General features: G+C 59.8%; 10 protein-coding genes. 1 reads left to right on the top strand and 9 read right to left on the bottom strand.

Annotated features, from left to right (window positions below):
• Positions 1-277: 277 nt before the first annotated feature.
• From AC245Y_RS01870 to AC245Y_RS01830, 9 genes are all read right to left on the bottom strand, one after another.
• On the bottom strand, positions 278-835 hold the full coding sequence (locus AC245Y_RS01870; RefSeq protein ID WP_012756074.1) for a transglycosylase SLT domain-containing protein: 558 nt from the start codon (positions 833-835) through the stop codon (positions 278-280).
• Positions 783-2,216, bottom strand: coding sequence for a flagellar hook-length control protein FliK (gene fliK / locus AC245Y_RS01865; RefSeq protein WP_017992945.1), 1,434 nt, complete (start codon positions 2,214-2,216; stop codon positions 783-785). Before fliK ends, AC245Y_RS01870 begins: the two co-directional genes overlap by 53 nt.
• Positions 2,213-3,508: a chemotaxis protein MotC gene (gene motC / locus AC245Y_RS01860; RefSeq protein ID WP_012756072.1), complete on the bottom strand. Its 1,296-nt coding sequence runs from the start codon at positions 3,506-3,508 to the stop codon at positions 2,213-2,215. Before motC ends, fliK begins: the two co-directional genes overlap by 4 nt.
• A gap of 4 nt (positions 3,509-3,512) precedes the next feature.
• The gene (locus AC245Y_RS01855) at positions 3,513-4,844 is read right to left on the bottom strand and encodes a MotB family protein (RefSeq protein ID WP_017992944.1); all 1,332 of its coding nucleotides are present in this window, start codon (positions 4,842-4,844) and stop codon (positions 3,513-3,515) included.
• Positions 4,841-5,470 (bottom strand): FliH/SctL family protein, encoded by a 630-nt coding sequence (locus tag AC245Y_RS01850; protein WP_017992943.1) that lies wholly within the window; start codon positions 5,468-5,470, stop codon positions 4,841-4,843. The genes AC245Y_RS01855 and AC245Y_RS01850 overlap by 4 nt, the downstream gene beginning before the upstream one ends.
• Positions 5,471-5,673: 203 nt before the next feature.
• Complete coding sequence (locus AC245Y_RS01845; protein WP_012756069.1) at positions 5,674-6,636, bottom strand: flagellin N-terminal helical domain-containing protein; 963 nt, start codon at positions 6,634-6,636, stop codon at positions 5,674-5,676.
• Positions 6,637-6,936: 300 nt separating this feature from the next.
• Positions 6,937-7,848 carry a flagellin N-terminal helical domain-containing protein gene (locus AC245Y_RS01840; protein ID WP_012756068.1) on the bottom strand — a complete coding sequence of 304 codons (912 nt, stop codon included), beginning with the start codon at positions 7,846-7,848 and terminating at the stop codon, positions 6,937-6,939.
• A 247-nt stretch (positions 7,849-8,095) separates the two neighbouring features.
• Positions 8,096-9,004, bottom strand: coding sequence for a flagellin N-terminal helical domain-containing protein (locus AC245Y_RS01835; protein WP_011650481.1), 909 nt, complete (start codon positions 9,002-9,004; stop codon positions 8,096-8,098).
• A gap of 282 nt (positions 9,005-9,286) precedes the next feature.
• Complete coding sequence (locus AC245Y_RS01830) at positions 9,287-10,192, bottom strand: flagellin N-terminal helical domain-containing protein (protein ID WP_012756067.1); 906 nt, start codon at positions 10,190-10,192, stop codon at positions 9,287-9,289.
• Positions 10,193-10,679: 487 nt separating this feature from the next.
• Between AC245Y_RS01830 and AC245Y_RS01825 the strand changes: the two genes are divergently transcribed.
• On the top strand, positions 10,680-12,596 hold the full coding sequence (locus AC245Y_RS01825) for an O-linked N-acetylglucosamine transferase, SPINDLY family protein (RefSeq protein ID WP_026157250.1): 1,917 nt from the start codon (positions 10,680-10,682) through the stop codon (positions 12,594-12,596).
• Positions 12,597-12,626: the final 30 nt, after the last annotated feature.

Genomic DNA, 12,626 nt, shown 5'->3' with positions numbered 1-12,626 from the left:
TCCGCCTCCGAATCAGTGTGGCACTTCGATGATCTATGGGTACGAATCGCACGAATCGGCGACAACTCGTTAAAGTTAATGGCAGAAACTAATAATTGATTAAGATCTGGGTAGCGATTTGATCTATATCTAGTGGGTAGCCCTAAATATGCCCACCAAAATTTCGTGGAAAAGTTAACAGTCGGTTAAATATGACTTGCGCGGGGGATTCACGCCGGATTCCTGCCACATTGTGACACAGTTTCGTCACAATACGCCTATTCTATTTTTGGTTGAATCAATTTCGGCAAAAGTTACTCGCATTGAGAGTCCATTTGCCGTAACCCGTGGCGACGAGATTGGAGATGACGCGGCAGACATATTGCTTCTGTGCCGGATTATTGTTCGGTCCGGCATGGTATCTGGCTACCGCCATCGTCCATGTCTCGTGGCGGTCATGCAGATTGCGGAGGAATTTTGCCGCATACTCGACGTTGCGATGCGGGTCGAACATCTCCTCGGCGGACCGGAAATTCTCGCCGTGAAAGTAATGGTTGATCTGCATGCAGCCGATGTCGATGAGCTTGGCGCCGCTGTTGCGGGCGACATCGAACTGTCGCATCGCGTCCTGCTCCGAGGGCGGAAAGATCGCCTTGCCTTCGACATTCATGGCATAGGGATAGAGCGAGCCCTTGCGGCCGGTTTCCGTCAGACCGACCGAATAGAGGATCCCTTCCGGGATGCCGTATTTGGCCGCTGCCGACTGGATCTCGCGTTCGCAGGCGCCGGTGGAGGCGGTCGCCTCAGAGGTAAACGCCGCCAGTACCGCTGCTGCCGCCAGCACGAGCGTCTTCAATACCAGTCTCGCCTGCGCCATTGAAGCCTCCGTCCGTCCGCTGTGCCGTCTGATTGTGGCGCTCGCGCGCCTCGCCGCCCTGCCCCTGCTGGGGAGGCGACTGCTGCTGGGAGGCCTGGCCCTGGTTGCCGGCGTCGGAACGCTCGACCGGCGCCATGCTGATGGTGACGTTTTCGACCGCGTAACCCTGGCTGCGCAGAGCTTCGAGAATCTTGCCGTGATCTTCCTTCATCTGACGATAGGCGGCCCCGGTTTCGACCTTGAGGTCGACGTTCAGGGCGTCGCCGGACAGGCGCATGGTCGCCGTCACCAGACCGAGATCGAGCGGGTTCATCTGGATCTTCAACGTATTGACCACCCTGCCGGTGCTCGTCCATTCCGCCGCGTTGGAGAGCGCCGAGCTCGGCTCCATGGCGCGCGCCCATTCGGAATCGCCGGAGAGAGCGGCGGTAACGGCAGCGGAATTCGAATTCTGCATCAGGCCGATATAGCGGCGCGATTCGAGCACCGAAACGTTTTCGACATCGGCCTTCTTCGAGCCATCTTTCGGACCGACCTGATCGGTGCCGATGTGGACATCCATCGAGACGCCGCGGCCATCGGCGCGGCTGATCCTGAATGTCTTTCCATCGGCGGCTTCGGCAGCCTCCGATCCGGGAACCTTGATATTATCCGCCTTGCCGCTCTCGACGTTGCCGCTGACGGCGGCAAGAGCGTCGGACGCATGGCCGCCCGCCTTGGCTTCGATACCATCGATTTTTTTGTCGGCAGCTCCAGCCTCGTCGACGTTTGCAGAGACGTGATGCGCGGTGGCCGCCGGCAAAGTCACGGTCCCGTCGGCAGGCTCCTGCTTCAGCAGACCCAGAACATCGGAAATGCCGCCGTCATCATCGTCGCTGGCCTTATCCGTATCGGTTTCCAGCGCGTCGGCCTTGGTGTGTTTGCCGCCCTTGGCTGCCGGAGCGACCCCGTTTGCGGAACTGTCCTTCGGATCGAGCTTGCCGAGGCCGAGATCGGTCGGCATTTTGATCTCGGCCTTTACCGGCTTTGCCGCGGCCTTGTCAGCACTGACGATCGTTTCCGGCTGCGCCTCCGCCTGTGCCTTCAGCGCGGCGTCGCTAAGATCGATCAACGGCTTTGCGCCGTTGCGGCCGCGGATCGACTGCGCCGCTTTCTCGGCGCTGCCATCGGCTGCCACGCCCTGATTCGGCTGCGCATCGTCGGCATCGTCATTGGCAGCACTGCCGCTTGCCTTGGCCAGCGCGTCGGAGAAGCCGTTCTTTTGGCCGGCGGCATCGTCTTTTCCGGCCGGTCGCGCAGATTTCGCAGTCGCGGCGGACTCCGCACCGGGGGCTCCGCCCGAGACGCTCATATCCATCATTGTTCGTTGCCTTCCTGCGCCAGAAGACCGTCGATCTCGTCGAGCTTGGATCGATTGGTCGTCACAAATGCGTTGAATGAGGGGTCGGTATCCTGGCTTTGGCCAGTCGATGCCACACCTCCCGGAACAGGCTCGGGAAGCGCGCCTGGCGCTCCCGGTTGCGTGGCTATAGCCGCAGCCTTTTCAGAAGTGATTTCTTGATGGTCAGTGTTAGGATCCGAGGCTTGCGTCAGGCTTGCCGGGTCGGGAGCGCGCAGGATCTGGTCGGCGACGGACCGCGCGGCCTCCTGCAGCGCCTGATCCCGCGGCGAAAGCGCGTTGCCGTCGATGCCGCTGACATTCTTCGCCGCCTGATCGATATCCTCTGTGGGAAGGCCGGCCATGCCGCCATAGAAATCTGCAAGCGAACCGAAGGGATTGTCGGTGCCGGCGCCAAGCGACTGCACGCGACCGACCGCCATGCGCGCCAGCTCCGGCTTGCCTGATATCGCGGCAGCGCGGGCGATGCGCAGATAGACCTCGCGTTGGCGCGGGGCGTCCATGAAGGACAGGATGTCGATGACATCCTGCGGTTTCACGTCGTGATCGTGGCCGACGACGAGCGTGACAAAAAGATCGGCGAACTGGCTGGCATAGGGCGAATGCAGGAAGCGTCTGACATAGCGCTGCGAATAGGCCATTCCCCTGTCGAGCATTCCCTTGTCGACGCAGATGGCGACGGAGCGGCGCAACGCCGCCTCCTCGACGATCGTACCCGGAGCGGCAAGACGCGCCTGGTCGTAGAGATCCAGCGCGTCTGTCGGTTTCGTCGCGATCAATACGTTGCCGCCGATCAGGGCAAGGTAGGGGCCGATCTTCTTGTCGCGATATTCTCTGGCCGTCTCCTCCAGTGTCTTGGCGACGAGCAGCCCCTTGCCGCTTAGATATTTGCGCAGCACATCGGTGACGCGGTTGTCGAAATAGCCGTTGACGTCGTGGGCGATCAGATATTCGAGTGTCTGGGGATTGCCGCCGCTCATCGCGTAGATCAGCGCTGCGTCGACGTTGCGGTCGTCGTCGAATGTCGAAGGATCGACAGTGCGCAGCCGCTCGTCGATCGTGCCCAGCATGAAGCGTTGCATCTCGCCGGCCGAATGATCGCCGCTGACGACGGAATCCTGCACGAATTGCAACGATCGCAGCATCTTGTACGGCGCGAGATCGTCCGGATCCTGCGCGTTGCCTCCGGCCGGCGAAAGCATCGCCAGGCCGAGGGCCACAAATCCGACGTAACGGTGCTGCCGACGCGCCATTCGACTATCCTTGATCCGCCTGCACCAGGATCTCGATCCGGCGATTGGTCGCGTTGAACGGGTCAGACGGCAGCTTCAGCCGACGATCGGCAAAGCCGGAGACCTGGGAGATGCGTTTCTCGTCGAGCCCGCCGCGTACGAGCATGTAGTAGGCGCTTTGGGCGCGATCCATCGAAAGCCGCCAGTTCTCATTCTGCGTGCCCTTATACTGGCGACCATCCGTGTGGCCGCGGACGGCAACCGCACCACCCCTCTCCTTCAGGATCGCGCCGATCTTTTCCATGGCCAGCACCATCTCCTGGCGCGGAACCGCAGAACCGATATTGAACATCGAATCGTCGGTCTGATCGGAGATGCTGACCAGCAAACCGCCTTCGGACGCCGTCACGGTCAGACCTTCAGCGAGCTTGCCGGCAACGCCGCCGATCTGCTGGGCGATCTGCGCCTGCAGCTGCTCTGCTTCCTTCTGCTGTTGCTGTTCGGTTTCGGCCGCGATCTTGTCTGCGTCTTTCTGATGATCGGCTGCCTTCTGAGCTTCGGCCTTCTTGTCCTCGGGCGACTTGCCAGCCGGCGCTTTGCCGTCTTTGGCTTCGACCGCGCCCTTGGTTTCCTTAGTTTCTTTGGTTTCCTTGGCGGCCTTCTGATCGGTGGTCAGCGGTATAGGCTTCATATCCTCGACCTTGGCGATCTGGGTTGTCTCGCTCTCGACCGCCTGCTGGTCGCTTTTGCCGGGCGGCAACGTCTTGCCGGCGGTGGTGACTTCGACCTGCTTCGTCCAGAAATCCGGATCGAAGGGATCACGATAGGCCTCGCCGCCATCGGCGCCGGTGGCCGGGCCGGAATCGGCGGCACCGCCGTCGCCCTTGGCGCTGACATTGGCCTGCTGGCCGACTTCCTGGGCGATCTCGGCCAGAACCGAATAAGGATTTTCGAAGAAATCGGCCTCGGAATAATTGGTTTGGTCGCCTGAGGTCGATGTCTGGTCGTCACCATCCGCCGCGGCCTTGCCGTCGTTCGGATCTTCTTCCTTCTGTTTCGACTTCTCCTGCTTCTCTTCGCCCTCGGCGTTGTCGACGGGCTTCTTCAGGCCCTTCTCGGTCGGCTTTTCGTCGGAGAGTTTGATCGGATTGAAATAGGTCGCGACCGAGGCCTTGGTCTCCTCGTTGGCGGCATTGACCAGCCACATGACCAGGAAGAACGCCATCATCGCCGTCATGAAGTCGGCATAGGCAATTTTCCACGCACCGCCATGGGCGCCATCGTGATCACCGCCGCCATGTCTCTTGACGATGATGATCTCGTTCTTGCCGTGGTGGTGGTTTTCGCCTTCGCTCATTCGAGAACTTTCTTCAAGCTTGCCGCCCAGGCGGACATACGGGTGACGATGACGGCATCACCGATTTCGACGGCAAGATCGATATCGTCGGTCTCAATGTGGCGAACCGCCTCGGCATGTTCGCCGAGCTGGGCCTTCAATATGTCGAAAAGCCGGGTCGGCCCCCTGACGACGACCGCTCCGGCCGCGCCTTCGAGGATCGCGTCACGCAGCAGAGAGGCGAGGCTTTCGGCAGCCTTGGCGGCAAGCGCTTCGGTCATCACAGGCGCGATGGCAACGGCGGCGCCGGCGCTGACCAGTTGAGCGATCTCTTCGGCGATATCGCGGATGCGGGATGCAATGACCGCCGCCGCCTCGACTTCGTAACGCAGCTTCAGCTCTTCGAGTTCACGCGCATGGACCTCCGCCAGCATCCGCACCTCGCGTTCGTATTTCTCAGTCAATTCCACGGTCGCTGCGGCATGACCTTCCGCATAGGCTTCGCGGCGCTCCGCCTCGACGTCGATCGCCGGTTCGCTCGCCATTTCGGGGAAAGCGTCGCTGCCGAAATCGTCCATGTCGAGGATCGGCGCTGACGATTCCGGTTCACCGAAATCCTTCAAATACCGGGAAAGCGCAATGCTCATAAAAAACCATCCAGCATTCGGGAGGCATGCAACATGCCCGCCCCCGCTCAAAGTGACGTTGTGCGTCGGCATCCCCTTCGAAACGGGCAAGAGCCTGACCTTGCGCCGGCACGGATTCGGACGATGCCCTCATGCCGGAAACTAGGCAGTCAAACTTGCGCGAGGATGAATGGCGCCGCCGCCACCCGTGATCGCGCCCGCCCCTATTCCAGCAGGATCAGGATCTTGCTTGCGGCCGTGTTGAGGATCGAGATCGCTTCGACGGCCATCTGCTTCTGGGTTTCGATCGCCTTCTGCCGGATCGAAGCCTCGTCCATGTCGGTATCGACGAGCGCACCGACGCTTTTGTCGATCGAATCGGACAGATTGGCGGTATAGTCGATCTGATCGTCGATGCGCGTCTTCATCACGCCGATGGACGCGGCCGTGGTCGTCAGCGAGGAGAGCAGCGAGTCGGTCACGTCAAGCATGTCGGTGAGTTGTGCATCGGTCGTGTTCTTGCCAATCGCAATTTCCGTACCTGTCGCCGGCGTGGTGGAGTTGGCGTTCAGCAGATAATAGTTCCGCGACGTCGCGCCGCTGTTGTTGATCGCGTTGGCATCGACCGACTTGGTCAGCAGGCCGCCGCTCGCATTGTTCTTGTCGATGAGGATGGTCTGCGAGGATGGGAAATCGATGGTCTGAGCCTGATATTCGCCGGTTGGAGCGCGCACGAAACCAGAGATCACCTGCCATGTCGGCGGCGCGGCGGCATCGCCGTTCAACAGCCAGTTTTCACCCGCAAACGACGTCGATTCGACGACCGTCTGCAACTGCTCCTTGTATTCACTGATCTCGGCGTTGATCTTGTCCTTGTCGGCGCCTGGTTCTCTTGCCGAAACCAGCTTGGCGCGAATCTCACCGATGAGATCGATCGCGGAGTCCATCGCCGTGTAGGTCGCATCCACCTTGGCAGCGCCGAGGCCGAGCGCATCTCCGATCGTTCCGAGATTGGTGCTGTCCGAACGCATGACGGTCGCGACCGACCAGTAGGACGCATCGTCGGCGGCCGTCTCGATACGATATCCCGAGGATACTTGCTGTTGGGTCTGGCTGGCTTCTTTGTTTATGCTGCGCAGCACCGCAAGCGCATTCACCGCGGCCGCGCTGGTAATCTTAACGGTCATCGACAGGTCTCGGAATCGGGGTGAAAGGGCAGGCCGGATTGCCGGCGGCGACTGGGGTGGCGTCATGCCTCCGGCAGAGTTTCCACCGGTGTGTCGCAAAGCAAATCAACTCAAAGCGAAGTTAACTCGATATCAACCGGTTGGGCAAGAGCGCGGCGCCGAGCCCGGCGCGTCGCCAGAAATTTCGATCAAGCCGTTGATATAAAAGGAAGAACCGCGCCGTTTTGGGGCGCGGTCCGGGAGGCTTCTCGTTTGCGGCCAGACGACGGCGCAAGATTCGGTCCAGCTTCAGCGCCTGACTTAGCTACGGAACAGCGTGAGGATGTTCTGAGCGCTGGAGTTGGCGATCGACAGCGACTGGATGGCCAGCTGTTGCTGGGTCTGCAGAGCGCTGAGCTTGGAGGATTCTTCTTCCATATTGGCGTCGACGAGGCGGCCGACACCGGAGTCAATCGAATCGCTGAGCGCGCTGACGAAGCCTTCTTGCAGCTCAATGCGAGTGGAAATAGAGCCGAGCTGCGATGCAGCCTTGGTCATCGCCTCAAGGCCTGCCTCGATTGACGTCAGGGCCATGGAGATCTCAGGCGAATCGAAGTTGGTGATGTCCATCGAGTAGATCGAGCCGATCGTACCGGATGATGTGCCGATAAGGCCGGAGCTGGTCTCGATCGCGCCGGTCGAGTCCATGCCGAAGAGAACGTTGCCCGTGGAGCTCGTGTCCAGAATGTAGTCCGTCGTCTTGACCGAGACATTGCCGTTGCCATCGCGGACGAACGAGGAAACGACGCTCTTGGTGCCGTCAGCGCCCGCGACCCAGTTTTCACCGGAGAAGGAAGCCGATTGCGCGATGCTCAGGAGCTGCTGCTGCAGCTGGCCGATTTCTTCCTGCACTTTAGCCTTGTCGACACCCTTTTCGGTTGCAGCGACGATCTTCGCCTTGATCTCGCTGATGACATCGATGGCACTGTCCATGGCGGAGTAAGCGGTGTCGACCTTGGCGGCGCCGAGGCCGAGAGCGTCGGAGACAGCCGAGAGAGCCTTGTTGTCGGAACGCATGGTCGTTGCGATCGACCAGTAGGCGGCGTTGTCGGCCGCCTTCTCGACGCGGTAACCCGATGATACGCGGTTCTGCGTATCCTCGAGGCTGTCGTTGATTCCGCGAAGTGTTTGAAGAGCGGCCATTGCCGCAACGTTCGTCAAAATGCTGGTCATGAAATGATTGCCCCTTGTTGGCAGATGGAAAAAAGGGACATTCCGGAAAGCTACCGGGAACGGGGACCAGCCTCATGCCTGTTAACCGGTTCTTAAATTTGGTTAACCCACCGTCTCGTTGACCGCAGAAGACAGCATTATGGTTAATCGATCGTTAACGGACATCAAAAAAGCCGCGCTCCATTGAAGCGCGGCTCGATTCCGAGATGCCCGCCGGAGACCGGCGGGCTGATGTTTCGGCGGGTTATTAGCCGCGGAACAGCGTGAGGATGGTCTGCGAAGAGGAGTTCGCGATCGACAGCGACTGGACGGCCAGCTGCTGCTGGGTCTGCAGGGCGCTGAGCTTGGAGGACTCTTCTTCCATGTTGGCGTCGACGAGACGGCCGACACCGGAGTCGATCGAGTCGCTGAGAGCGGACACGAAGTTTTCCTGCAGTTCGATGCGCTTGGAGATCGAGCCGAGCTGAGCGCCGGCGCTGGTCATCGCCTTCAGAGCCGATTCAACGTTAGTCAGAGCCGACTGGATTTCGCCGAGGGTGAAGTTGGTGATATCCATTGCGTAGACAGAACCGGTCGCACCATTCGAAGTACCGAGGATACCCGTGGAGGTTTCGACCGAGCCGACGCTCATGCCAAACAGAACGTTGCCCATGGAGGAGCTGTCGAGAACATAGTCGGTCATCACGACCGAAACGGCGTTGGAGCCGTCACGGACGAAGGAGGCAACGACGTTCTTGGTGCCGTCAGCGCCAGCAACCCAGTTTTCACCGGAGAAGGAAGCCGACTGAGCGACGCTCAGGAGCTGCTGCTGCAGCTGGCTGATTTCTTCCTGGACCTTGGCCTTGTCGACGCCGCTTTCAGTGGCGGCAACCAGCTTGGCCTTGATGTCGCCGACGACGTCGATGGCGCTGTCCATAGCAGAGTAAGCGGTGTCGACCTTTGCAGCGCCGAGGCCGAGAGCGTCGGAGACAGCCGAGAGAGCCTTGTTATCAGAACGCATGGTCGTTGCGATCGACCAGTAAGCAGCGTTGTCCGAAGCCTTGCCGACGCGATAGCCGGACGAAACGTGGGCCTGGGTTTCCTGGAGACCCTGGTTGATGCCACGGAGAGTCTGGAGGGCTGCCATTGCAGCGTTATTGGTGTTGATGCTCGTCATAGTTTGCTTGCCCCTTGTTGGCAGATTTTAAACAGGGACATTCCGGATTTTCGGCCGGCCCACAGCGATCAGCATCATGCCTGTTAACCATTTCTGTTAAGGTTAACTCGCCGTTTCGATGGGCCTAGAAAACACCAAGATGGTTAAGGAAAGCTGAATTCGAATTGGAAATTACTTAAAAATATCTGAGGCTTAGAAGGATTTTCATTAACCTTATATTAAAATATTCCGCGGCCGGGGATGACCCGGCCGCGAAACTTGGAAACCTTGTGCCGACTGGTCTTAGCGGAAGAGCGACAGGATGTTCTGCGAAGAGGAGTTCGCGATCGACAGCGACTGGATCGCCAGCTGCTGCTGGGTCTGCAGGGCGCTGAGCTTGGAGGACTCTTCTTCCATGTTGGCATCGACGAGACGGCCGACACCGGAGTCGATCGAGTCGCTCAGAGCCGAGACGAAGTCGTCCTGGGCGTCGATGCGGCTGGAGAGCGAGCCGAGAGCAGCGCCTGCGCTGGTCATGGACTTCAGAGCTGCTTCAACGTTGGTCAGAGCCGACTGGATCTGGCCGGCGGTGAAGCTGGTGATGTCCATCGCGTAGATCGAACCGGTCGCACCGCTCGAAGTACCGAGGATACCCGTGGAGGTTTCGACCGAGCCGCCGCTCATGCCGAACAGAACGTTGCCTGCAGAGCCGCTGTCGAGAACATAGTCGGTCGTGGTGATCGAAACGGCGTTGGAGCCGTCACGGACGAACGAGGAGACGACGCTCTTGGTGCCGTCAGCGCCGGCAACCCAGTTTTCCCCATTGAAGGAAGCCGACTGAGCGATGCTCAGGAGCTGCTGCTGCAGCTGACCGATTTCTTCCTGGACCTTGGCCTTGTCGACGCCGTTTTCAGTGGCGGCAACGAGCTTCGCCTTGATGTCGCCGACGACGTCGATGGCGCTGTCCATGGCGGTGTAAGCAGTGTCGACCTTGGCGGCGCCTACGCCGAGAGCGTCGGAGACGGCCGAGAGAGCCTTGTTATCAGAACGCATGGTCGTTGCGATCGACCAGTAAGCAGCGTTGTCCGAAGCCTTTTCAACACGGTAACCAGAAGAAACGTGGTTCTGCGTGTTGTTCAGGTTCTGGTTGACGCTGCGCAGCGTCTGGAGAGCGGCCTGTGCGGAAGAATTCGTGTTAATGCTTGTCATAAGTCTGTCCCCTGGAAACTAGATACAAAAAGGAGGACATACCGGACTATAGTACCGGCGATGACGGACCAGCTTCATGCTACTCGGCGCCTGTTTTGTTTGGCCCAAACCCGTCATGTCCAGGGCAATCTCGCAGCCAATGCTTGCCAACTCCTTAAAAATACAGACCCTCGGCCGGCTCCTCGCAGGGCATAGTTAATGCCTTCTCACAAGGCTTAGTTAATGCCTGCTGAAGATAATTTTCGGCATCCGAATTCGAGCGGCAAAAGAAAACTTTACCGGCGGAAGGGGCGTTTTCCTGGGACAGTCGAGGCTTTCCGGACAAAGCAGGCACTCATCGCGCCACCGGTTTCAAGCAAGCTTCGAATGCCAGTATGGCAGATGCCGGGATAGCATCATCGGACTGACCTCGTTTTTGGGAGGACGGTCCATGCGCGCTTCGGCGATCGACAGCCATGCCAGAACATTTCCTTCACGGAGTTGAGTTTTGAACAGCAAAGTTTCGTTCTCTGCGGCATCCAAGGATTACCAGATGGGCCGCTACACACAGTCCTTGGCGACGCTCAACCAGTTGATGGATATCCAGCAGGACGCCAAGACCTATGCGCTGCTGGCCAAGAACCTCGTGCAGCTCGGCTTCAAGGCCGATGCCGCGAAAGCCTATGGCCTGGCCGGGAATTGCGAAGGACCGAATTCCTACGAATACCAGAAACAGGCTGCCAAGCTGCATTACGAGACCGGCAACGAGGACGATGCTCTGCTGATCGCCATGCGAAACCTCACCAAGGCGCAGGAAGACGCGGAACTCGCCTTCATCATCACCGCGATCTATCTGAAGCGCCAGCAGCGGGATATCATCCGCCCGTTCAAGAAGGTGCTGTCGCAGAGTGCCAATCCCGATCATATGCGCCTGGCGGCCCTGCTGCTGAGCGACGATCTGAACGACGCAACCAACCAGAACCTCGCGCGCAACATCTTCAAGCGTTTTCCCGGCAACCTCGCATTTCGCTTCCTTCACCTTGTTTTCGCCCGCGAATTCAATGAGTTCGAAGAGGCGAGCAAGCATCAGGCGGTAATCGACGCGGCCCTTGCAAAGGGCGATATCGAGATCCTGCGCAAGGACAACCCGTTCTATCATCTGCACTGGTGCGGCAACGAAGACTTCAACCGGTATGCGACGATCGGCACCACCCCCCTCAACCAGGAACGGGTGGCCTTCCGCCGCAATCAACCGCACACATGGTCGGACAAGATCCGCATCGGCTACATGTCATCAGACTTCTGGGATCGCCATGCGACGATGAAGCTCTTGCAGCGCATCCTGGAACTGCACGACACGGACCGGTTCGAGGTGACGCTCTTCTGCCATACGGGCCCGGAATACCTCAAGCACAACACGATCGACCGCAGCCGCTGGGGCCGGATCGTCACCGTTCACGGCTTCTCCGATCAAGCGGTGCTGGAAGCGGTGCGCGAGCATAATATCGACATCATGGTCGACCTGAAGGGCCACACTTCGGGCAGTCGCGCGACGGCCTTCAACCTGCCGCTCGCACCGGTGCATGTCGGCTGGCTCGGTTTCCCCGGCAGCACGGTCAATGTCGATCTCGATTACGTCATCGGCGACCATTTCGTCCTGCCCGAGGTGGCCAAGCCCTTCTACCACGAGAAGTTCTGCCGCCTGCCGGAGAGCTACCAGCCGAACGACCCGATGCATCGTCCGAAGCCGCATCCTGTCACCCGCGAGCAACTCGGCCTGCCTGATGACGCCTTCATCTTCGCGTCCTTCAACGGTAACCGCAAGATCACGCCGGAGACGATCGACAGCTGGTGCCGCATTCTCAAGCGCGCACCGAACAGCGTGCTCTGGCTGATGGCGAATACGCCGCGCAACCAGGCAAACCTCCTGAAGCAATTCCAGACGGCGGGCATTTCCGCCAAGCGGATCATCTTCTGCCCCCGCGCGCCCTATGAACAGCACATCGACCGCCAGCAGGCGGCCGATATCGGCATCGATACCTTCCCCGTCAATGGCCACACGACCACCTCGGAGCAGCTCTGGGGCGGCCTGCCGGTCCTGACCGTCAAGGGCACCAACTTCGCCTCACGCGTCAGCGAGAGCCTGCTCAGGGCCATCGACCTGCCTGAGCTCGTCGCGCCCGACCTGCAGGCCTATGAGGATATGGCTGTCGAACTGGCTGAGAATCCCGGACGGATCGCTGAGTACAAGGCGCATCTCAAGGAGAAGCGCTATACCGCGCCGCTCTTCGACGCAGAACGGTTCTGCGACCATCTGGAGCAGGCCTATCAAATCATGGCCGAGCGCGCCAAGCAGGGTCTTGCCCCCGATCACATGGACATTCCGGCGTTGCCGCCGCGCACGGCGCCGTTCGCGGCCGAATGAGGCTTTTCGACCGCTACAGCGCCGCGCGTC

This window comes from Rhizobium sp. SRDI943 (assembly GCF_057653695.1).
The sequence above is the reverse complement of the archived record's forward strand: the minus strand, read 5'-3'. Positions and strand labels throughout refer to the sequence as shown.

Bases quoted from the DNA above. Each gene is read 5' to 3' on its own strand.
- fliK (WP_017992945.1), bottom strand. From the start codon at position 2,216: ATGATGGATATGAGCGTCTCGGGCGGAGCCCCCGGTGCGGAGTCCGCC.
- motC (WP_012756072.1), bottom strand. From the start codon at position 3,508: ATGGCGCGTCGGCAGCACCGTTACGTCGGATTTGTGGCCCTCGGCCTG.
- AC245Y_RS01855 (WP_017992944.1), bottom strand. From the start codon at position 4,844: ATGAGCGAAGGCGAAAACCACCACCACGGCAAGAACGAGATCATCATC.
- AC245Y_RS01850 (WP_017992943.1), bottom strand. From the start codon at position 5,470: ATGAGCATTGCGCTTTCCCGGTATTTGAAGGATTTCGGTGAACCGGAA.
- AC245Y_RS01845 (WP_012756069.1), bottom strand. From the start codon at position 6,636: ATGACCGTTAAGATTACCAGCGCGGCCGCGGTGAATGCGCTTGCGGTG.
- AC245Y_RS01840 (WP_012756068.1), bottom strand. From the start codon at position 7,848: ATGACCAGCATTTTGACGAACGTTGCGGCAATGGCCGCTCTTCAAACA.
- AC245Y_RS01835 (WP_011650481.1), bottom strand. From the start codon at position 9,004: ATGACGAGCATCAACACCAATAACGCTGCAATGGCAGCCCTCCAGACT.
- AC245Y_RS01830 (WP_012756067.1), bottom strand. From the start codon at position 10,192: ATGACAAGCATTAACACGAATTCTTCCGCACAGGCCGCTCTCCAGACG.